The 20,889-nt window shown below is 37.4% G+C and carries 22 protein-coding genes and 1 pseudogene; 6 read left to right on the forward strand and 17 right to left on the reverse strand.

All coding sequences use genetic code 11. From position 1 onward, the window contains the following. Positions 1 to 103: 103 nt before the first annotated feature. The 8 genes and pseudogenes from ABXT71_RS02000 to ruvC form a co-directional block, all read right to left on the reverse strand. A complete protein-coding gene (locus tag ABXT71_RS02000) occupies positions 104 to 1,876 on the reverse strand; it encodes a MutS-related protein (RefSeq protein WP_415372129.1) in 1,773 nt (590 codons plus the stop codon). Continuing rightward, positions 1,873 to 2,229, reverse strand: coding sequence for an MmcQ/YjbR family DNA-binding protein (locus ABXT71_RS02005; RefSeq protein WP_415372130.1), 357 nt, complete (start codon positions 2,227 to 2,229; stop codon positions 1,873 to 1,875). The genes ABXT71_RS02000 and ABXT71_RS02005 overlap by 4 nt, the downstream gene beginning before the upstream one ends. 1 nt (position 2,230) lies before the next feature. Beyond that, complete coding sequence (locus tag ABXT71_RS02010; protein ID WP_415372131.1) at positions 2,231 to 3,205, reverse strand: transglutaminase domain-containing protein; 975 nt, start codon at positions 3,203 to 3,205, stop codon at positions 2,231 to 2,233. Between the two features lie 75 nt (positions 3,206 to 3,280). Then, a complete protein-coding gene (locus ABXT71_RS02015) occupies positions 3,281 to 3,505 on the reverse strand; it encodes a hypothetical protein (RefSeq protein WP_415372132.1) in 225 nt (74 codons plus the stop codon). 218 nt (positions 3,506 to 3,723) lie between these two features. Then, entirely contained in the window at positions 3,724 to 4,470 is a 747-nt protein-coding gene (locus ABXT71_RS02020) for a cyclase family protein (protein ID WP_415372133.1), read from the reverse strand. Between the two features lie 458 nt (positions 4,471 to 4,928). Next, the gene (locus ABXT71_RS02025) at positions 4,929 to 6,119 is read right to left on the reverse strand and encodes a coproporphyrinogen-III oxidase family protein (protein WP_415372134.1); all 1,191 of its coding nucleotides are present in this window, start codon (positions 6,117 to 6,119) and stop codon (positions 4,929 to 4,931) included. A gap of 212 nt (positions 6,120 to 6,331) precedes the next feature. Further along, positions 6,332 to 6,565: pseudogene (locus tag ABXT71_RS02030) on the reverse strand (four helix bundle protein); the annotation flags it as partial. 189 nt (positions 6,566 to 6,754) lie between these two features. Continuing rightward, positions 6,755 to 7,318: a crossover junction endodeoxyribonuclease RuvC gene (gene ruvC, locus ABXT71_RS02035; RefSeq protein ID WP_415372135.1), complete on the reverse strand. Its 564-nt coding sequence runs from the start codon at positions 7,316 to 7,318 to the stop codon at positions 6,755 to 6,757. 162 nt (positions 7,319 to 7,480) lie between these two features. Between ruvC and ABXT71_RS02040 the strand changes: the two genes are divergently transcribed. The 3 genes from ABXT71_RS02040 to ABXT71_RS02050 are packed head-to-tail and all read left to right on the forward strand — an operon-like array spanning position 7,481 to position 10,403. Then, positions 7,481 to 8,344: a hypothetical protein gene (locus ABXT71_RS02040; protein ID WP_415372136.1), complete on the forward strand. Its 864-nt coding sequence runs from the start codon at positions 7,481 to 7,483 to the stop codon at positions 8,342 to 8,344. After that, complete coding sequence (locus ABXT71_RS02045) at positions 8,341 to 9,477, forward strand: glycosyltransferase family 2 protein (protein ID WP_415372137.1); 1,137 nt, start codon at positions 8,341 to 8,343, stop codon at positions 9,475 to 9,477. The genes ABXT71_RS02040 and ABXT71_RS02045 overlap by 4 nt, the downstream gene beginning before the upstream one ends. Positions 9,478 to 9,518: 41 nt before the next feature. Beyond that, positions 9,519 to 10,403, forward strand: coding sequence for a hypothetical protein (locus ABXT71_RS02050; RefSeq protein ID WP_415372138.1), 885 nt, complete (start codon positions 9,519 to 9,521; stop codon positions 10,401 to 10,403). A gap of 50 nt (positions 10,404 to 10,453) precedes the next feature. On the opposite strand, the gene ABXT71_RS02055 is transcribed toward ABXT71_RS02050, so the two are convergent. From ABXT71_RS02055 to ABXT71_RS02065, 3 genes are all read right to left on the reverse strand, one after another. Further along, positions 10,454 to 10,933: a hypothetical protein gene (locus tag ABXT71_RS02055; protein ID WP_415372139.1), complete on the reverse strand. Its 480-nt coding sequence runs from the start codon at positions 10,931 to 10,933 to the stop codon at positions 10,454 to 10,456. 167 nt (positions 10,934 to 11,100) lie between these two features. Further along, on the reverse strand, positions 11,101 to 12,546 hold the full coding sequence (locus tag ABXT71_RS02060) for a M56 family metallopeptidase (RefSeq protein WP_415372140.1): 1,446 nt from the start codon (positions 12,544 to 12,546) through the stop codon (positions 11,101 to 11,103). Further along, positions 12,546 to 12,908: a BlaI/MecI/CopY family transcriptional regulator gene (locus ABXT71_RS02065; RefSeq protein WP_415372141.1), complete on the reverse strand. Its 363-nt coding sequence runs from the start codon at positions 12,906 to 12,908 to the stop codon at positions 12,546 to 12,548. Before ABXT71_RS02065 ends, ABXT71_RS02060 begins: the two co-directional genes overlap by 1 nt. Positions 12,909 to 13,098: 190 nt before the next feature. Here ABXT71_RS02065 and ABXT71_RS02070 point away from each other — a divergent pair, with 190 nt between their 5' ends. After that, complete coding sequence (locus ABXT71_RS02070) at positions 13,099 to 13,653, forward strand: DUF456 domain-containing protein (RefSeq protein WP_415372142.1); 555 nt, start codon at positions 13,099 to 13,101, stop codon at positions 13,651 to 13,653. A 7-nt stretch (positions 13,654 to 13,660) separates the two neighbouring features. Here ABXT71_RS02070 and ABXT71_RS02075 read toward each other — a convergent pair whose 3' ends face one another. Beyond that, positions 13,661 to 14,227 carry a nitroreductase gene (locus tag ABXT71_RS02075; RefSeq protein WP_415372143.1) on the reverse strand — a complete coding sequence of 189 codons (567 nt, stop codon included), beginning with the start codon at positions 14,225 to 14,227 and terminating at the stop codon, positions 13,661 to 13,663. Between the two features lie 267 nt (positions 14,228 to 14,494). Next, the gene (gene hppD, locus ABXT71_RS02080) at positions 14,495 to 15,658 is read right to left on the reverse strand and encodes a 4-hydroxyphenylpyruvate dioxygenase (RefSeq protein WP_415372144.1); all 1,164 of its coding nucleotides are present in this window, start codon (positions 15,656 to 15,658) and stop codon (positions 14,495 to 14,497) included. A gap of 391 nt (positions 15,659 to 16,049) precedes the next feature. On the opposite strand from hppD, the gene ABXT71_RS02085 reads away from it, so the two are divergent. Next, a complete protein-coding gene (locus ABXT71_RS02085) occupies positions 16,050 to 16,706 on the forward strand; it encodes an HAD family hydrolase (protein ID WP_415372145.1) in 657 nt (218 codons plus the stop codon). A gap of 44 nt (positions 16,707 to 16,750) precedes the next feature. Here ABXT71_RS02085 and ABXT71_RS02090 read toward each other — a convergent pair whose 3' ends face one another. From ABXT71_RS02090 to ABXT71_RS02100, 3 genes are all read right to left on the reverse strand, one after another. Further along, positions 16,751 to 17,035: a DUF2188 domain-containing protein gene (locus ABXT71_RS02090; RefSeq protein WP_415372146.1), complete on the reverse strand. Its 285-nt coding sequence runs from the start codon at positions 17,033 to 17,035 to the stop codon at positions 16,751 to 16,753. A gap of 39 nt (positions 17,036 to 17,074) precedes the next feature. Continuing rightward, the gene (locus ABXT71_RS02095; protein ID WP_415373051.1) at positions 17,075 to 17,266 is read right to left on the reverse strand and encodes an EcsC family protein; all 192 of its coding nucleotides are present in this window, start codon (positions 17,264 to 17,266) and stop codon (positions 17,075 to 17,077) included. Between the two features lie 544 nt (positions 17,267 to 17,810). Beyond that, a complete protein-coding gene (locus tag ABXT71_RS02100) occupies positions 17,811 to 18,545 on the reverse strand; it encodes a bacteriorhodopsin (protein WP_415372147.1) in 735 nt (244 codons plus the stop codon). Between the two features lie 136 nt (positions 18,546 to 18,681). On the opposite strand from ABXT71_RS02100, the gene ABXT71_RS02105 reads away from it, so the two are divergent. Then, positions 18,682 to 19,572, forward strand: coding sequence for a Brp/Blh family beta-carotene 15,15'-dioxygenase (locus ABXT71_RS02105; RefSeq protein WP_415372148.1), 891 nt, complete (start codon positions 18,682 to 18,684; stop codon positions 19,570 to 19,572). Between the two features lie 321 nt (positions 19,573 to 19,893). Here ABXT71_RS02105 and ABXT71_RS02110 read toward each other — a convergent pair whose 3' ends face one another. Next, complete coding sequence (locus tag ABXT71_RS02110) at positions 19,894 to 20,850, reverse strand: hypothetical protein (RefSeq protein ID WP_415372149.1); 957 nt, start codon at positions 20,848 to 20,850, stop codon at positions 19,894 to 19,896. Positions 20,851 to 20,889 lie beyond the last annotated feature (39 nt).

Genomic DNA, 20,889 nt, shown 5'->3' on the forward strand with positions numbered 1-20,889 from the left:
TAGTTTGCGGGTATTAAATTTCAATACTCAAATCCCAAAAGTGTTTTAACTATTTACTATAATGTTTGAGATTTATTTTTATGTGATATCCTGCGTGGCCGTTTTAATCTACAATTCCCATTTTCTTTAATAAAAAAGAGGCATTCATATTTTGACAGATTCCCTTTTTAAAGGTGTAATCAAAGTATAATTCGTCGTCAATAATCTCAGCATCAAAATAATAATTATTGACAGCATCAAAATCTTCTGCTGTGGTGCACAAACTTAAATCGTGAGTGGCAATAATCCCAGTTGACTTGCTACGCACCAGCTTCTCAATAAACTTTTTTGAGCCATTTGCCTTATCTGTGCTATTGGTTCCTTTTAAAATTTCGTCAAGAATTATAAAGTAGCGATCCTGTTTTATCGCATCAACAATAAACTTTAAACGGGTGAGTTCACTGTAAAAATAAGAGGCATCATCCTGCAGACTATCCGTGGTACGCATACTCGTAATAAGTTTGATAGGCGTATAATGTGATTGCGCCGCATCTGTAGGCAAGCCCATATTTGCCATCACAATTTGCAAAGCAACGGTTCTTAAAAAGGTACTTTTCCCGGCCATATTTGCTCCCGTGATAATAAAAAATTGTGCTTCAGAAATATTAATATCATTTCGTACTGCCGTCTTAGGATCAAGCAAAGGATGTGCCGCTGCAGTCGCTTGCAACAAGGCTCCTTCTTCTTGAATCACCGGATAGGTATGCGTTGGCTGATTAAAATCATAATTAGCTAAGGAGTTATAGGCATCATAAAAATGAATTACATCAAACCAATTGGCTACTTTTTTATGATGGGTTTCAATCCATTGCTCGATGTCAAAACTCACTTTTAAATCTCGCAAGAAAAAACCGTTGGACACAACACCTATCAACATATTATTGCGCTGATCGAGTCTATTTAACAACCTTGAAAATTGATGAAGTACACCAGACGCTTTTTCAGAATCTGTCACAATCTGTGATTTTTGAGCTACTAGCAATTCACTTTTAAACTCTTGCTTTTCTATCAAAGAAATCAATTTGTAGTATTGCTGAAATGTGCTTTGTATTTTTGAAGTGTGAGCAGAAAGCTTGTTCACTTTCCCTAAATAACCACTAGAGATACCCAGCCCTAATAAGAACCACGCTACCACGATCCCACCGTGAATAAACCCTGCGATATAAACAGCATTCAACACTATAGAAAGGACTGTAAAAATAAGCGGAACTGTCTTGAAGAGACTTGGTACAAACTTTTTATGGCCTGCTAACCAAGCCGAAGCTTGCTCAGCGGTAGTTTCAGTATTGACTAAAGCGGCGACGGCAGAAAACTGTTGTCTCCATCCTGCAATCTGAGAAAGTTCTTTGATTGCTTCTTGCTTTACTTCTACCTTGTCAATATTGTTCTCCTTAAACAGTGACGCTAAGTAATCTGTTCCATTCTTTAAGGTTGTTCGATTTAAATACTGAAAGAAAGAACCCTCCCCAAAGAGGTCAATGTCCTCACTATATTCATGCAGCCCATCTTTGTATTGCTTTCCAGAAGGAAGCATAGAAAAATTTCTGTTTTGAACTTCTAACTCTATCGTATTAATCGCTATTAATTGCAGCAGATAATCTCGTTTGTATTGTAAGTTAGCATGTCTTGAAACTAAGAACAAGAAAGCTACGATCCCAACAAAAAGAGAAATAAGCACAGCTGGCGTATTTCCGAAGAAAAAATAAACCGCTCCGCCTATGGCTAAAAAAATAATCATTCTTAGAATGCTCGATTGCAATAGTTGCCCTTTTACCTTGGTCAACACTTCTTGGTGTTGCTTAATTTGAGCTTTGTAAAATGTAGTTGGTTGCTTCATAAATTAGCGAGTTCTGCTTGGGCTTTTTTGGTCAGTTTTGCGACCACAAGATCGTAAGAATGATCTATTAATTCTATAATAAGCGTGTCTGGCATGTCTTCTAAAAGTATGGAATTCCATAACTTTTTACTCATATGATATCCAGGAATGATGCGGCCATCGTACTCCTCACGAAGCTCGATAGCGCGCTCTGGATCGCACTTTAAATTTGCCTGACTTGGCAATCTATCCAGACCCTTTAAGGCAAATATTTTTCCCATCACCTTGAACACGAGCGTACTTTCATTAAAGGGAAACGACTCTGTTACCCCCTTTTTTGAAAGACAATAATTTCTGAAATTTTCTACGTGCATATTATTTTATGATATACGCTAAAACAGGCTTGCCGTCTAGATAAATTAAAAGTGTTTTAGCGTCACGTTGCAAAGGTATTGTAAAATAAACGCCTTCCCCTGATTCTTGAATAGCATTCACAGGAAGCATCTCTCCATCGTAGGCATACCCAATTTGTGAAGGTGTTTCTTTAAAGCCAAATTCTAATTCATCGGGTTGCTGTGCACTGTCAATTATTCCAGTATAGGAAGTAGCATAGGCTGACAAGGCTAGACTAGACACAATATAAATGGGCTGCTGGGAAAACGTTTCAAAAGCAGGCGGGTTCGCTACAAATGCATCTGTTATGTCTTCTGGGTAATGGGTTTTTATAAATTCTGACGGAGCTATTTGATAATAGTAATAAGAAGGCTCTTTGACAAACTTGCTCGTATATTTTCCCGCACCCCAGGTCGTGTCAAACAAATACCAAGAATCATCTATTTTAATGGCGTTCCACATATGACTAAGGTCAAACTTGCGATCTATATCTTTGAAATGCGTTTTTGTATCGCCTTGTATTAAATAGTTATCTATCCCCTGCAGGGTTAAGAGTTTTTCAAAAGTCATAGCGTAGCCTTCGCAGACCGCTTTGCCTGTTCTCAATGTATGTTCGATAATTTTTTTTCTGCTACGCTCTTCTTTTTGGTTGCGTTCTCTATAATCTTTAAAGTTATAATTAAAGAGTTTATACGCGTCTGGATCATAGGAGATATTGTTAATAAGCCAGCTGTAAATAGCTCTCACTTTTTCTTCATCCGTATTAAAGTCCCGAGATAAAAAACGGTCAAACTGCGCTACCTCATCAAAGGTTTCTGGGTAGAGTTGTATCGTAGCGTCTGTCCTATCAAAGTCCTGAGCGCAAACCGTTGCGGCAGTTGCTATGAAAAAATAGAGCACGACGCTTCTAAGAGCTGCACTGCCTATGTTTACTATATAAAAGGGAAAACACTTCATATAAATTATTCGAGTGTGTTTTTTGATGAAAGTTCTTTCTTAGGATTGTCAATACTCAAAGCGCTGTAGTCTAATTTATAGTCTGCACAAGTTTATCCATTTGTCTTTTACATTTTCATAAAGGTAAATTTCAGAAAAATTTCCTTCGACTGTGATCAATTTGCACACCGCACGAATTTTTTCCATTAAAATAACTGACTGAGTTTTATGCCTGTCACGTTTTCGCCCTAAGGTAAACTGAGTATATAAAAAGTAAGCCAGAATGGCACCTATGGCCAGCCCTAAAGATAATAATTCCATGTATGGTATATGCTTCTATGTTTCAAACTACTTTTAATAAAAGTAGCAGCATTTAATTGTTAGTCTTCCCTTTCTATTTCAAAAATCTTACCATTCTGGTATATAGAATTAATTTCTGTTCTTGGAATTACAAATATATCTATGTTGTAATTTTTAAAAACATCTATATCGTCAAACATTTAATGTTGTGGTATTCGTTCCGAAAAATACCATGCTAATTATTTGAATTTATATAACACGGGCCTACTTGGTGCCGCATCGTTTTTAAAGTTTGCCATCTGTAAATTAAGTAAGTAACTACCATCTTTTACGTTGTTAGGAACATAAATAAATTCGGTTATGGTAGCGTGTAAACGCGGTTTTTTTGGGTAGTTCCAGAATGCCTTGTGGGCGTGTAACTTGCCATCATCTTTCTCCTTATCTACAGAGGGAAGATCTATTAAAAGGTGCTGTACGCCTAAATCGTGTAAATATTGAGCCGCCTCTTTACTAAGATACGGCCAGTTTGTATTAGAATATTTTCTAGATTTTTTTGAAGGTGTGTTAGGGTACGTTCTGATTATAACGGCTTCGGGCTGCTTGCCGTCCAGCATTTTTTTTATTTCATAGCCAGTGATTACTTGATCTTTCCCTTTGTTTTCTGGGACTACAGAGATTACTTCAGCTAAAAAAAAGTGCTCTTTGAGAGAAGTATTTACGGAGTAAAATTCTTTTGAGATATGCCCTACACATTCTGTATGAGTACCATGAGCGTGCGGATTGAATAGGATGCTTTTAAAATTAACTGCTGCGCCTTCCTCTGTGCTCCCTACCCAATCATCTAGTTGTACAGGTTCTATTTCTGGTTTATCTATATACCAAGCTAACGGGTTTTTTACATCTGCGCTTAACTCAATAGAAATATCTATCGGTTGAGAGAGGTCAACGGTTTTTAATTCGTCATTAATTTTTAGTGTAGTTACCATACTGAACTTAATTCAGCATCCATTTGATACTGACTAATTTTAATTAATTTTTTATACTAAATCACCAAGTAAGTCATTCAATTCCTGATTGTATCTTTTAACCAATTCTCACTTCCAATATTTCTTTCAAACTTTCATTTATCTGCCTAGGCAAATACTCAGCGCTCATCTTCAAAACCGTTAAAAATAAACTAATCTAAACAAACTGTGCCTTTTTATAAAATTGTAATCTCCGAGCCCTTATGTTGTTTTACTCTTTATTATTATTTAGAATATACATTATCCTAGGAATCTTTTCGAAAGATAAGATTTTCAATTGTATAATTCCAGCAAATTAAACTATACGGCTACAAATTCTCTCTAAATTACCAGCAGCAACTTAGTAGCTGAACTTTGAACTAATTTCAATTAATGACATGTGTAGAATACAACTATCCTTGCCGGAAAGGATTCTGAATCTAGTTAATCAAAAATAAATCACTCGCAATTCCGTCACTCAAGAACTTCCCTTTCTTGGTCACCATTACGTTAGTATCCCCAATAAACAACAACTCATTATCTAGGTGACCTTGCATCTGTCTTACAAGATAATCATGATATTTCTCCCCAAACACTTCGGAAATTTTAAGCAAGGAAACTCCTGCTTTTGTGCGTAATCCTGTCATCACATATTCGTTATATCTATCTGTTTTTGATAAGGTCTCTCTTTGAATCGGGAGTTCATTGTTTGCTATTTTTTTTAAGTAGATCGCATTATTAGCAATATTCCAGCCACGCTGTGCTCCATCAAAACTGTGTGCAGAGGGCCCAACACCTAAATACGGTTTTCCTTCCCAGTATGCGGTATTGTTTTTAGACTCCCAACCTGGTCTAGAAAAGTTACTAAACTCATAATTGTCATAACCCGCTTCTTCAGTACGTGCTATTAATAATTGATGATGTTCTTGTGCGACATCATCTTCTACTGGTGGCACTATTCCTTTTTTAATAAACTTTTCTAGTGCCGTCTTAGGCTCTACCGTCAATGCATAACAGGACAAGTGCGGAATGTCTAGCCCCAATGCTATTTCTATATTCTCTAGCCAGCGCTCCTGAGTCATTTTTGGAATCCCGTAGATCAGATCAAGGCTAATATTCTCAAAATATTCTTTAGCTTGGATAATGCATTCGATGGCTTCATTTGCATTGTGAGCACGATTCATTAATTTCAAATCTTCTTCAAAGAAAGACTGGACTCCTATTGATAAACGGTTGATGCCAGCTGTTTTGTAGGCTTGAAGTTTATTCTTCATACCCTGACTGTTTGGTAACGTCTGTTGGTCATTGACTGCGCTCAGACTGACATTGGGCAGAGAGACTAAATCGTCTGGATTCGCTTCAAGGCTTACCTCTGGATCGCCTGTGACTTTATATGTGGAATGCACCGTGTTTAAAATCTTAGCTATTTCTGAAGCAGTTAAAAGACTCGGGGTTCCTCCACCAAAATAGATAGTATGTACTTCGCCTTCCAGCTCAGATTTCCGAAGTTTTAGTTCCTTACAAATAGCGTCCACCATAGCATCGCGGTTTTTTAAGGACGTGGAGAAGTGAAAGTCACAGTAGTGACAGGCTTGTTTGCAAAAAGGGATGTGGATGTAGATTCCGGCCATAATTCAATTAGCAATTAGCAATTAGCAATTAGCAATTAGCAATTAGCAATTAGCAATTAGCAATTAGCAATTAGCAATTAGCAATTAGCAATTAGCAATTAGCAATTAGCAATTAGCAATTAGCAATTAGCAATTAGCAATTAGCAATTAGCAATTAGCAATTAGCAATTAGCAATTAGCAATTAGCAATTAGCAATTAGCAATTAGCAAAATTATTTTTTTAGACGTGTACTTTTAAGAATACTGAATAAACTTTTCGACAATTCATCAACATCTTTATATAATGCTTCATAGGTTTCTATTGTAATAAAACTTGCATCCTTTAAGAGGGACAACCAATACTTTGTTTCTAAACTTTCTTTATAACTGATCGAAATTTTTGCTGAAAAATCAGCTCTAGAAATTGCTCCATTCGCTTCTGCTACATTTGCACCTATCGAAGTTCCTGATCTTAATAATTACTTCGAAAGAACGTATTCATTACTTTCATTAGTTAATTTTTTATAGAGTAAAACTATTTTTAAAGCAAAATTATATGACTTAGACTTTAGGGGGTTATCGTTATGCATTCCATTTTTCGTACCCATCATACACTCCAGTTTCTTGTAAATTATCTATTGTTTCCTGCTAATTGGTTATTGTTTATTGATTCGTTTTTCGTTTTGTTTTACAAAACTATCCCACCCTGAATAGCTTTTACCGACGCCTATCGTTTTACCACTATTATAAAAATGGCAGACTGCGGCGGCGAGTCCATCTGTGCTGTCGAGATTCTTGGGTAATGTTTTTAAGCCTAAGGTGCTTTGCAGCATTTTTGCTACTTGCTCTTTACTGGCATTACCATTGCCTGTGATGGCCATTTTTATTTTTTTAGGAGCATATTCTGTAATGGTAACTTCTCTAGAAAGTCCAGCAGCCATGGCTACACCTTGTGCTCTTCCTAGTTTTAACATAGACTGTACGTTCTTCCCAAAAAAAGGTGCCTCAATGGCGATCTCGTCTGGATGGTAATTATCTATAAGTTCTATTGTGCGATCAAAAATGAGTTTTAGTCGCTTGTAGTGGTCGTCGTACTTAGAAAGCTGGAGTTCGTTAAGCAACATAAATTCCATCTTCTTGTCCACGACTTTAATGAGTCCGAAACCCATAATGGTGGTTCCTGGGTCGATGCCTAATATGATTCTTTCTGATTTACTCACGGATGTGTTTGTAATTTTTCTCGCAAAGACGCAAAGGCGCAAAGCTTATTTGTTACTTTCGTATGAATGGTTCCCCTCTCTCACAAATCTAAACAATATCTACTCGTTGCCCTAAAGGTTTTGATATTGCTTGTGGCATTCATATTCATATTTCAAAAAGTAATGAATATTGATACGCAGACGTGGAGCGAATTTAAAAATGCTTTCACAGAAGAAAACTCCAATCCTTATTATTCAATTCTCGTTATTTTAGCATTAACGCTACTTAATTGGTTATTGGAAATAAGAAAATGGAAACTAGTAGTATCCCATCTTCAGACCATATCATTTAAAACTTCGCTAAAGCAAAGTCTCGCAGCCCTAACTGCCTCTTTGGCGACTCCCGCCCGGGTAGGTGATTATGGCGCAAAAGCGGCCTATTACCCAAATGAAAAACGCAAACAAATCTTATTACTTAATTTGTTCAGCAACGGAATGCAAATGATGGTAACCGCCTTTTTTGGGATGATAGGCTTCTGTTTAGTTGGACTTAATTACCCGCTACCAGTTTCAACAAACAAAGTAGGTTATATCCTATTAGGCCTGTTTCTCAGTACACTTGCTGTATACTTTTTTAGAAACAAGACACTATTAATCAAGGGGCTTTCTATCAAGTCTGTTTTAACCTATTTCAAAGGGCTAAGTCTCAAAATAAAAACAGGAACAGCCTTATTTTCCTTACTTCGTTATTTAGTTTTTAGTTCTTTATTCGTTATTGTCTTAGTCTTTTTTGGAGCTGAAAATGGTTTTGTTTCGCTTTATATTTTCATCTTCACCATGTATTTTTTCGTAAGTATCATTCCATCACTCTTTATATTTGATGTAGTGATAAGAAGTGGTGTTGCCGTATGGTTATTCTCAATTATTGATGTGCCTGAGCCCACTGTTTTATGCACCGTATTAACCATGTGGCTTCTCAATTTTGTCCTACCAGCACTAATAGGAAGCTATTTTGTGATGACTTTTAAACCCGCAGAGAGCCAATGATTTTTCTCATACTCATAGCCAGCTACGCAGTCCTTATTGGGTGCTTTATTTTTGGCCTCGACAGACTTAAGAACATTTCTAAAATTTTAAACAGAGAAGAATCGTCACAAACATCTACTCCGTTTTCGATCGTGGTGCCTTTTAGAAATGAAGCCGAAAGACTGCCTGCTCTTTTGAGATCTATCGCAGCGCTGGCATATAAACCAGAATACTTTGAAGTAATATTAATTAACGATGATTCTACAGATGACTCTGTAAAAATTATTAAAGAATTTGCGCGGGAGTTTCCTGTGCTTATTATTTCAGTAGTAGATAATATACGGACTTCGATAGCACCAAAAAAGGATGCTATTACTACGGCGATCGACTTAGCAAAACACGAATGGATTATCACTACAGACGCAGATTGTTTACTTCCCAGGCTATGGCTGCAAAGCTTTCACTCGTTTATATTAAAAACCAAGGTAGAATTTATTGTGGCGCCAGTCATCTATAAAACATCCAGCTCCTTTATCGATCAATATCAACTATTAGATGTTCTTAGCTTGCAAGGTATTACTATGGGAAGCTTTGGGCTTGGGACGGGTTTGCTCTGCAATGGCGCTAATCTTGCTTACACAAAACCACTATTTAAGGCACTCAACGGATTTGAAAACAACAAGCACATTGCAAGTGGAGACGACATTTTTATGTTAGAAAATGTGCAATCTCAGTTTCCAGAAAAAGTAGGGTATCTGGCAAACAAAGAAGCTATCGTTACTACGTTTCCAGAAACTTCTTGGAAGGCGCTCATTTCGCAACGTGTGCGGTGGGCGAAGAAAACAGGGAAGCAAAAATCCAGTCTTATAAAATTGATAGGTTTGATTGTCTTTGCGGTAAATCTGACTATTCTACTGCTTCCGTTCTATTTATTTTTATATCAAGAATCGTTGTGGTTTGGTATTTCGGCTTTGATTCTTAAGATTATTATTGATTATCTGCTGCTCCAAAAATCCGGACAGTTTTTCGGTAGGAATATTTCTGTAGTACACGTTTTTATTCATTTTTATAGCTACGCCCTTGTTTCTACTTGGGTGGTTCTTAAAAGTCTGTTCACAAATTACACCTGGAAGGATCGTTTGCATCTCCACTAAGCCGAAAATTTATATCTTTAACATGTCCTAAACCTACAGTTATGAAAAATATACACTCCCTATTCTGCGGTATCATACTACTATTTGCTGGCGCAATGACGGCACAAAACAGCTATATTGTGAATGATGAAAACCTGTCTTTAAAAACCGAAGTAGCAGGAACACTCACCCTTCTCTGGAACACAATAAACGGCGAATACCGCTACTTTTCTAAGAAAGACAGCGCTCTTATTATAGAGCTCACAAATGCAAAAGAGAACGGCAGCTATCAAAACGAGTTTAGACAAACCTTAGCATCTCAAACAAGTGATGCAGCTATAGAAACAAGCCAACTAAAATTTACTTTACCGAGCCTTCGTAAATTTTTCAACAAATACAATACTGCCGCAGACCCATCTTTTAACGCAACAGCAGCTCCCTTAAAACCAGCCTTACGTTTGGGGGCTTTTGCGGGAATCACGAACAGTCATTTTACCGATAATCCTACGAACGCAACGCAGTTACAAATAGGTGCAGAACTAGAACTTATAGATCGAGCTAAATTAAAAAGACACGCTATGGTTCTCAGGCTAGCCAATACTTTTGAGTCTATTGATTACAATTATAGTGCTTTTCAAGCTTCCTTAAATTACCGTTTTAAGTTTGTGATGCAGCCTAAATTTGATGTGTATGTAAATTCGAAGTTTGTTTCTTACACAAGCTTTAATGGTGAATTTGTCAACGAAGAAGCAGCGGCTCCAGAACCAGTTGTAACGCCTACATCTGGCGACAGCTTTGCTGTTCCTTTAACTTTAGGGCTGGGTGCAGATATCGCTTTAGGGAATGGTTTTATTACCGTGCACCTCGATGACTTAGTGGGTATTAACGCAACTAATAATGGTGAGTTTCCTACTAATCTGCAGTTGGGCTATAAGTTTGAACTGTAGCCTAAACCTCTTCTAGATGAGTGCTTCTGGAGTTGAAGGGCAACACATAACTATTCTTCTGTCCTAATCACAATGGGTAAGTTAAACCGGGTTTTCACGGGAATCCCTCTTTTATAAGCAGGAGCTCTAAGGGTGATGCTATCTATTTTTTGAGCCACTTTTTCTTGTAACTTCGGAAATTCTAAATGGATGAGACTGTCTGTCTTTACTTCATTAACTGTGATGATTGCTTTTTCTGAAATAGTGAAATTTACCCAAAGGGTATCCTGTAGACTATTGATCGCCTTTAAAGACTCTCTAGATAGAGACTGTGCAATTCTTGCTGTGAGTTCGTTCTCAAAACAAAGACGCGTTTCTTCTTTTCCCATTGCTTTCTCACATTCCTGAAAAATAGGATAGGTATCTATTTGTTTCAAATCAAGCGTCTTAATTTCTTCATCGTAGAACGTTTCCGCAGAAATTTTTTCTGTGTCAAAGTACTGGCAAGAACTCGCCGAAACTAAAAATATGAAAAGAAATATAACTCGCATTAAGTACGTCATTCTGAGGGTGAAAAGTACAAATTTTAGCGATAGGATAAGTCATATAAAACAATCTTCAAAATAAAGACTCCATATATGTACGCAGGTAGATATAATATACTAAAATAGCCTACGAAAAAACGTAGGCTATTTTAGTATATTATAAATCGAGTATATTATTCATTTATAACAAAAAGAATAGGTATCGAATATTCGACATTTACCGCTTCACCCTTCTGCATTCCCGGTTTCATCTTTGGGAGTTGATTTAACACCCTTTTTGCTTCTCTTTCTAATTCTTTGTGTTCTGCCCTTGCCTCAACATCCTGAATGATCCCAATTTTATTAATCCTGAATTTTACAAGGATGCGTTGCTTCCCAGAAATATTTGAATCCTTCCCTACCGAAGTATCAAAATTATTGACAATAAACGTGGTGACGCTCTTAGAAAAACAAGCCTTTTTCTCAGCATTATCTCCATCACAACCAGGATACACGGGTACGTTTTCTATAATACTCATCGGAAAACCAGCTTCGTCACTATCGGTAATATACTCATCTACAGAGGTGTAGATTTTATCTCCAGACTGTGTTTCCGTGGTTAATAGTTTTAAGGCCTTAGATTCATCATCTGTCAAGTTTCCAACTTTCATAATTGCCTCAGCTAGTTCATTTATTTTTTGCATTACCTCTGTGTCCGTTTCAGATGTTAGGTCTGCATTTGTTGTAAGTTCTTCCGCTTCATTAGCGCAAGATGCATACACTAACATCCCTGCAATAAACGGTATTACTAGTAAATACTTTAATACTGATACGCGGTTTGATTTTGATTTTTGTAACATAGTGATTCGTTTTTTGATTAATGAATGATTGAAAAATGTATTGATAAATGATATTTGAGTCGTCCCAAAAACTTGCGATAATAGATTTTGGTAGTAGGCGGTTTTGTCAGCGCTCGCCACTGCCTTGTCTGCTGTAAACTCGTGGACCGTTTGCAGTTGTTTTTGATATAGATATGGGAGCGGATTGAACCATAAAAGGACTTTCTGAATTTCAAAAAACAACAGATCAAGTGAATGCCAGTGATCTATGTGCACTTTTTCGTGGGCAATAATATGTGTTATTTCTGCTTCGGAAATATGCGCTCCCAAATACATGGTTCTTAGAAATGTAAAGGCTTCAGAAGACTGAGGGATTCTACAAACCCGGTATCCCGCACTATTGATTAGGATACCCCGCTTTTTAAACCGAGCTAATTTTTGAAGTTTTAAAACAAACAACATCCCTGTAATGACTATACCCAACACATAGATACCGGTGATGATGGCCGACCAATTAAGGAGGTCCTGCGTTATGATAATGGGATTTAAAGATTGTACCGCTGTATCAATAGCGGGAGTTGTATCGCCAATTAATATAGTAGGTAATTGTATTTTATATGCCTCCGGTATTTGTTCATTTATAAATGAAAATTGCATTAAGGGAAGCACAAACGAAACGATTGCCGTCCCTAAAAGATAGATACGGTTGTAAGTGAAAAAGGTTTCGCGACGCAGCACGGCTTGATACACTGTAAAAAACAACAGCTGGAAAACGATGACCTGTAAGATGTAATGTGTCATTATTTTTTTTCTTTATTAATTTCGTTTAACACAGACTCTAAGTCCTTGACGTTGATATCATTTTTCTCCACAAAAAAAGACACCATACTTTTAAAACTACCTTTAAAATAACCGTCAACCAGTTTATTAATAGATTGATTGCTATAGGCCGTTTTGGTCATTTTCGGAAAATAAATATGTCCTCTTCCTTCTTTTCGGTAATCGACAAAATCTTTGCTCTCTAGAATTCTTACAATAGTACTCACGGTATTTATTGCAGGTTTTGGTTCTGGAAACTGTGCCACGAGCGTGGCCACATTTGCCTCCTCTAAATCCCAGAGGTATTGCATTATTTCTTCTTCGGCTTTTGTGAGTTGTTTCATGGTTTAAATGCTGTGTGTTGTGAGTCTGTTATTTTATTATTTGGTCTTTAATCTTGAAATTTTACCTCTGGTTATTCCGCTGAAATTCACGGAGTGTTTTAGTCAAAACTTTAATATTTCTCTTTCCCCTTGTTTCTCGGTCAAATCTATAACTAATATTTTAGTTAAACTAATTTATTAGTTATAAATAATGAATGTAACAAATGATTCACAAGCGATACTTATGACCTGTATGGATATAGCTCTAATTATTCTTGGTTTTGCACTAATGTTTGTAGGTATAGCGGGCGCTATTTTACCCGTGATTCCAGGCACGCCTATAAGTTGGTTGGGATTAGCATTATTGTATATCACCTCTGTAATAGCCACAGAGTGGTGGTTTTTAGGGATCACCTTTGTCGTCGCTATCGGTATCTACATACTCGATTATGTGATTCCAGCGATGGGTACAAAGCGATTTGGAGGAACCAAAGCCGGCGCTTGGGGTGCTATTATCGGGCTTTTTGTGGGCTTATTTTTAATCCCTATCCCCTTCGGCTTTTTGATAGGTTCGTTTTTGGGAGCACTCTTTGGAGAACTAATTATAAACAAAACAGAAACCCGAGCCGCCTTTAAAGCGGCAATCGGTTCTTTTATAGGTTTTCTCGCTTCCACCGTACTTAAGGTGATGGCGACCTTCGCCTTCTTAGGACTGTTCTGTTATAAGGTCTATGTGAATTGGGATGCGATTCAAACACTGTTTTAGGGCTAACCTATGTCAACCATTCGGTTTTAACTTCTATCGGTGTGAGTCTCGTTCCCGGATCAAGTTCGCCATCATATTTCCCCAAATAGAAAAAACCTAGGCATCGTTCTCCGTCTCTAAAATCAAAGAAGTTGTGCATTTCTGAAATCAAACTAGGACTACTCCAGTAGGCTCCTATTTTCAACTCGTGCGCGGTAAGCCACATATTTTGCACTGCCATGGCCACCGCAGCAATTTCTTCCCATTCAGGAACGCGCTCTAAGGGATCACGTTGCATACAGATGGCAATCACCACAGCGCTTTGTTCTATTTTTTCAGAAATCTTCTTATGCTTCATGACAGAAAACTTCGCGATGGTGTCTTTATAGGATTTAGCTAAAAATACGCCTAGGCTATCTTTGGCGGCTCCTTGCACCACCTTAAACCGCCACGGTTCTGTACGTCTGTGCGTTGGTGCCCAGTTTGCTGCTTCTAGCAAGGTCTTTATTTCTGCTTCGGAAATAGGCTGATTGTTATATTGACCAGGGAATACAGATCTTCTGGAAACGATTAGGTTTGGGAGCTGTGTTTTCATAATGTGAAGTTAGTGAAAATTGCGCATGATTTAGAATTGCTAAAGACATTGCGCTAAGTATTTCCTATCAAGCAATACTTGATTTCAAATAGCTCCTAAAGGAATGGAAGGAGCTTAGATTATTATATTTATTTTTTTAGACTCAAGGAAAAGTGATTCGCATACTAAATAAATTTCAGCACACGTAACGTGCGGAATGTCTTGACAAAAAAAAAGCCACTCCCAAGGAGTGGCTCAAAACTGTTTACTCAGCAGTGCTACTGCGCACTATAAGGTTCCCCTTCTAGCCTGTTGTCGTTCAATAGCTTCAAATAACGCTTTAAAATTTCCGACGCCAAAAGACTGAGCGCCTTTACGTTGTATCACCTCAATGAACATCGTTGGTCTGTCTAATACGTTGTTTGTGAATAACTGAAGTAAATATCCTTCTTCATCACGATCAATTAAGATTCCGTGTTTCTTAAGCACCTCAATGTCTTCATCTATCTCGCCTACACGCTCTAGAATGTCATCATAATAAGTGTCTGGTACATATAAAAACTCAACGCCTCTATCACGCATAGCACTAACCGTTGCCACAATATCATCTGTTGCTAAAGCCAAATGCTGCACCCCTGCACCTCCGTAAAAATCAAGATACTCCTCAATTTGAGATTTCTTTTTTCCTTTTGCTGGTTCGTTAATCGGGAACTTGATACGGCCATTTCCATTACTCATTACCTTAGACATTAATGCCGTGTAATCTGTAGCAATATCGTCATCTGCAAAACTAATGATCTGTGCAAAACCCATTGTTTTTGCGTAGAATTCACACCACTTGTTCATCTCTCCCCAACCTACATTTCCTACTACGTGATCGATAAACTTAAGACCAACAGGTGCTGGATTAAAATGCGACTCCCATTTTTCAAAACCAGGAAGGAATAGTCCGTTGTAGTTCTCACGCTCAATAAATAAATGAACTGTCTCTCCGTAGGTGTAGATTCCAGATTTAATCACCCAACCAAACTCGTCCTCTTCTCTCGTAGGCTCCATATAAGGTTTTGCCCCCCGTTTTGTAGTTTCCTCAAACGACTTTGTCGCATCTGGCACCCACAATGCAATTATTTTTGCAGCATCACCGTGCTCATTGATGTGGCGATTAATCTCACCACCTTCACCAAGCGGCGAGGTAAGCATTAATCGTATTTTTCCCTGCTTGATCACATAAGAAACGCGGTCCTTAAGGCCCGTTTCTAATCCTGCATAGGCTTCACTCTGAAAACCAAATGCTGTTTTGTAAAAATGCGCGGCTTGTTTTGCATTCCCCACGTATAATTCCACATAATCAGTCCCTAAAAGTGGAAGGAAATCTTCTGCTTCTTCAAAGAGCTTTCTCAACGAATACTCAGTGTTCTGTAAGTCTTTTAAATTTTTAATCTCTTTTGCCATCGGTGTATATTTTAGGCGAATGACTCTTAAAGTAGCGAGTCATTTTCATACTGCAAATATCGGAAAATAAACTTAGATATTACCCGCCTGCAGATCGGTACATTTTCCTATGTCCTCTGCTCCCCTCGAACAAAGGAAAACACGCAGGCACCTTTGATTGTTCTTGTTGATTTTAGAAAGTGCCTTCGCAAGCGATATCAATTGGAATCATTATTCATTGGACACAAAAACAACCCTTATTCATTAAATAAAGACATTTCGGTTTTAGTACATTTGTAAATTGTAATAAAGAACTCAGGTGGCTCTCTGTTTTTGTTGTTTTCAAAAATAAAAATGTATCGAAGTCAACGTTGTATCTTTATTACGCTATAAATTTAATTACAAAATTCAAATGTTAAAAGCAGTGTTATTTGATATGGACGGGGTGATTGTGGACACGGAACCGCTTCACAGGAAGGCTTATTTTTTGATGTTTGACGACATGAATATTACAGTTTCTGAAACGCTCTACACTAGTTTTACCGGGCAGTCTACCTTGAACATTTGTAAAAAACTGGTGGATATGTTTGCTATTTCGGAAGCACCTGAAATACTAGTTGCTTGTAAACGAAAGCATTTTAAATATCTTTTTGAGAACGATAGCTCCCTACAACTATTGGATGGCGTGCTAGACTTGATTAAGGATTATCACACTAACGGACTCACATTGGTTCTAGCCTCTTCTGCTTCCATGCCAAATATAGATCGTATTTTTGATCGTTTTAACCTCAACAAATACTTTATAGCAAAACTGAGCGGTGCAGATCTTAAAGAAAGTAAACCGCATCCAGAAATATTTATCAAAGCTGCTGAAGCTGCAGGACAGCCTCGCGAATCGTGTATGGTGATAGAAGACTCCAGTAATGGAATCAAAGCAGCTGTAGACGCCGGTATCTTTGTCGTGGGCTATGACAGCAAACACTCGACAGATCAAGATTATTCAAACGCAGATATGGTGATTTCTTCTTTTAAAGAAATTTGGCATGCCGCTGTGTACGATGTGGTATAAAAATAAGCATTGACTGCTATTTTATTGACGGCACTCCTTAAAAATTAATCATAATTAATACGATCGCGTATAGTTCCATCTGCTCTGTGGATAATCACATCTGCTTTGTGTTTTCTGGCTAGTGTTTTGGCCTTATTAATGGCCGTAGATTGTTTTCTATGTTTTGACGTGATTCGCTTATTACCTTCACGCCGTACTGCCCAATCATCCTTATAAGGCACCACGTGCTGATGCCAAGTCCTAGGACGTTTATTCATGCTTTTTAAGATAAGTGCTATCAACTCGCTTATGAGCGCTTTCCAGGATCTAGGTGTATTGTTGTTTGCCATGTGTGAATGCTTTTAAGCCGCAATAATAATATATTTCTCTTAGACTGCCTCCATCCCATAATTTCGTTCTAGCCATCGAATCGTAAAATGCGCTTCTGTCATTTTTTGAAAATGACTAATAAGGATATAATTAATAGCGCTACCTGTCAGACTTCCTAGGCCCGGTATGAGGTGTGCCGCTACTCTCTCTGACACCTTACTTCTACAACGAGCCCAACGTTGTAAACCAATCTAACCACATGATTCACCCAGTAGACGCATTCGCAGTACCTGCGATGTAAAGAACAGATACTTACTTATGCAGGAGCAGCCGCCGGCCTGCTTTTTTTGGCTTGATGATTTCCTGTGCTTGAGAGCACCAAGTAGAACACCATCTCTCTCAACAACCCATTTTAATTAAAATCTTACGCCTTATTACCTGTGGAAAAAAACTTCGATAAAATTGAAATAAGGAACTACGAAGCCAGGCTATATCAATCAATACCGCTCTCTAAAAACTCATAGAGAAAAACGTCCAACAAAGGTTTTTCAAAACTAGTTGGTTATATTTTTGTACCAAGAAGAAGAAAATTGCGATTTTAGATAAAACAACATAACTTATACTTAACAAACTTTCTTTTTTGGCTACAATCCTCCCTATTATTTTTTCTTCCGAAGAAATGCAGTGGCTGTCAAACTAACAACGCGATAGGCACTGACTCTTTCTAAAAAAAAATAAGGTATGTACTTTCGCACACACCTTATTCCAATTCTTAGCCTCGATAAAATTTAATCGCTAAGCGTTTTTTGCTTCTGTTTGTCTAACAGCCAAAGTATAAATCACAAGACCGAATCCTATTTTATTAATAGCATCTGCGATGTTATATAATACATCAACACTCAAACCTCCAAAGACACCTTCGTACCAACCAGGAGTTCCTGCCATGTATCCAATAGGATAGATTGCCCATCCAACTAATACAAACCAGCATAACATTTTGTGCGCCTTAAGAACAGACCCACCTGCTGCTTTTGCAATTTTTGCTGCGCCTCCAAGCCAGATTTCGTAAACAATAGCAAAATATGCTATACCTGATACTAATCCCCAGATTTGAGCTTGTTCAGGATATATAGCTTCTCCAGCGTATCCAGTTACGAGCATAATGACAGAGAGTACAATAAGTTTCCATAAAAGCTTTGGTTTTGCACCCGCTACTTTAAGGATGAGATAGAACTCAACACACATTAATGGCACAGTTAATATCCAATCTACATACCTAAAGAAGGTAGGCGACTCAATATTTACAGCCCAATAATCACGCATATACCAATAATGGACTGCGGCGATAAAGGTGATTAACCCTGACACTAAAATAGAAGTTTTCCATTTGCGGTCAAAGTCATTCATAGTAAAGAAAAAGAAGGCAGAAGCTGCCATCATAGCCATAGCTCCAATAAAGAAGGTAAAGCCAACGTAATCGTCTGGTGCCATTTTTGGAACCAAAGAAAGTAAAGAAGTTAAATTTTGCATGGTTGTTTATATTTAAATTTTTGTTCAACAAATCTACACAAACAATAAACAATAAACAATAAATATCAAATAATAAATATCAAATAATAAATAATATGTTGATTAATTAGGATATTATTTATTTATCTTGTAATTCATGATGGAAAATTATACGAAAATCGCAATAATAATCACCTTCTTTAGCCTTTGGCTCTCTGGATATTTTTCTAGTCCGTCACAACAAGTTGTTGGGTTATTTTTAATTTTTTCACTAGGTATTCTGCACGGAAGCAATGATCTCAAACTTATTTCAAAAGTAACTACATCCTCAAAACCTATCCAATTAGCCTTATTTATTGGCTCTTATATAGGCACGGTACTTATCGCTAGTTTGCTTTTTTATTCTATTCCTAGCTTTGCCCTTGTTGCATTTGTTATTTTCAGTGCCTATCATTTTGGCGAACAACACTTTAATACAGTCTCAGACAACACCTCTACTTTTAACAAGTCCATGTTTCTGTCTTATGGACTAACTATTCTATTCCTGCTATTTAACCTTAATAGCACCGCAACGGTAGAAATAATAAATTCACTCACTGGCTTTACTTTTCTAACAGTTTGGTTTAAATGGATTTTTACTTTTACTGCGATCATTTGGTTATTATTTGCATTGACTATGGTTCTTAAAAACAATATGACCTGGAAACGCCTTTTGTTTGAATTGTTTCTTTTACTTGTTTTTGCTGTCGTGTTTAAAACAGCCACACTGATATGGGCATTTGCTATTTATTTCATTTTTTGGCATAGTATTCCATCCATTTTTGAGCAGCAATCTTTTTTATACGGTGAAGTGTCTATAAAGACCTTTATCATCTATATTAAATCATCTTTTGTTATTTGGCTGATTTCTATAACTACCGTAGGGCTCCTGTTTTTATGGATCCAGGATGAGAAAATCTTATTACCCTTAATGTTTGCATTTTTAGGAGCTATAACATTTGCCCATTCCTTTACGATTTCTAAAATGTTTATGAAAAAGGCTTATTAGCACTTTGCAAAACACAACCCTTTGCTGCTTCGTAGAATGAATATCGCCAACTTAAATTAACTCCAATTCTAACTTTTAATAATATGCACTCTTAAAAACATTAGCCCCCTTGCCACTCTTTTAATTTTTATTATCCTGAGTTAAATGCGCTCAAACAGCACAGACCAAATAAATTGAAACTATGAGAAAGTCAGATTTTGACAACAAACAAGGATAACACCCTATCCCTGAAACTGTAAAGGATAAAAAAGAGGTAGAAAACAAAAATAAAGCACAGACCGAAGAGCAGTAAACTGCGCTGTTTTAAAGCAGGAAGGCAGCTTAGTCCAAGACCACTATCTCACTGACCAAGATCCACTTTCCATTTTGCTCCACGCTGCGCGTCACTGTAATTTTATTAGGACCGGTTTTTTTGAAAACATCTATAAGTTTTAGGTCTTTATGTACCGTAGTATTAATAATAACAGGCGGTGTCAATAAACCTCCTGTAGTAGCGTCAAAAACATAAAGAGTTTTAAACGTGGGTTTTAGATCCCAATACCCAATCTCATCTGCACCATCACTATTAAGGTCTTTTAAGTTTTCTAACTGAGAATTATAGCTATCTGTTATCGTAATAGCTTCCAATCCTGGCGCACTAAACCTGAGGACGCTTTTACAGGCACCCTTGCACTTCTGGGTTGTTTGTGATGGTGAATTTTCTACGACATCTCCTATAAGTTTTGGAGACACCACATAAGCATAATCAGAAAGGTCATCTCCGTTAAAATCCCCAAAGAGTTGGCGATTTTCTGAAGCACTTAAAAGCTGCTCCCGATAATTAGGAAAAATAGGGACATCCAAGTATTTCTTGTCCCCAGAAACTCCTTCTCGTAAGATGATAAATTTGCTGTTAAATAAAGTGACGAGCAGGTACGTTTCATAGGCTGCTTCCACCCCATCATATGTGACTTCTTTTACAAAAACCACCAGATAGCTCGCGCCTTCTTTACTAATGGTAAATTCGTTATTTAGTATCTGCTGCCCGTAGTCTGGAAATTGTTCAAACAGCAATGCTTTATCCTTCTGCACTTGAAATCTTGTTTGCTCCTTGCCGTAATATTGCACCACATCCATATAGCTCGTATCGAGATATGGAAATTTAAGCTCCGTGTGTTTGTCGCTCCATTCCATTACAAAGGCGCGTATTTCATCCTCCCCCTTTGGGTTGATCTCATTACAACTTGAGCATAGCATTAAAAATAGACAAAAGACAACAGACAACATTTTCATAGACATAGACATAGATTTAAACATAACAAATCTAAAGATACGCCT

It is taken from the genome of Patiriisocius sp. Uisw_047 (genome assembly GCF_047730165.1).
In the GTDB taxonomy this organism is placed as follows: Bacteria; Bacteroidota; Bacteroidia; order Flavobacteriales; family Flavobacteriaceae; genus Patiriisocius.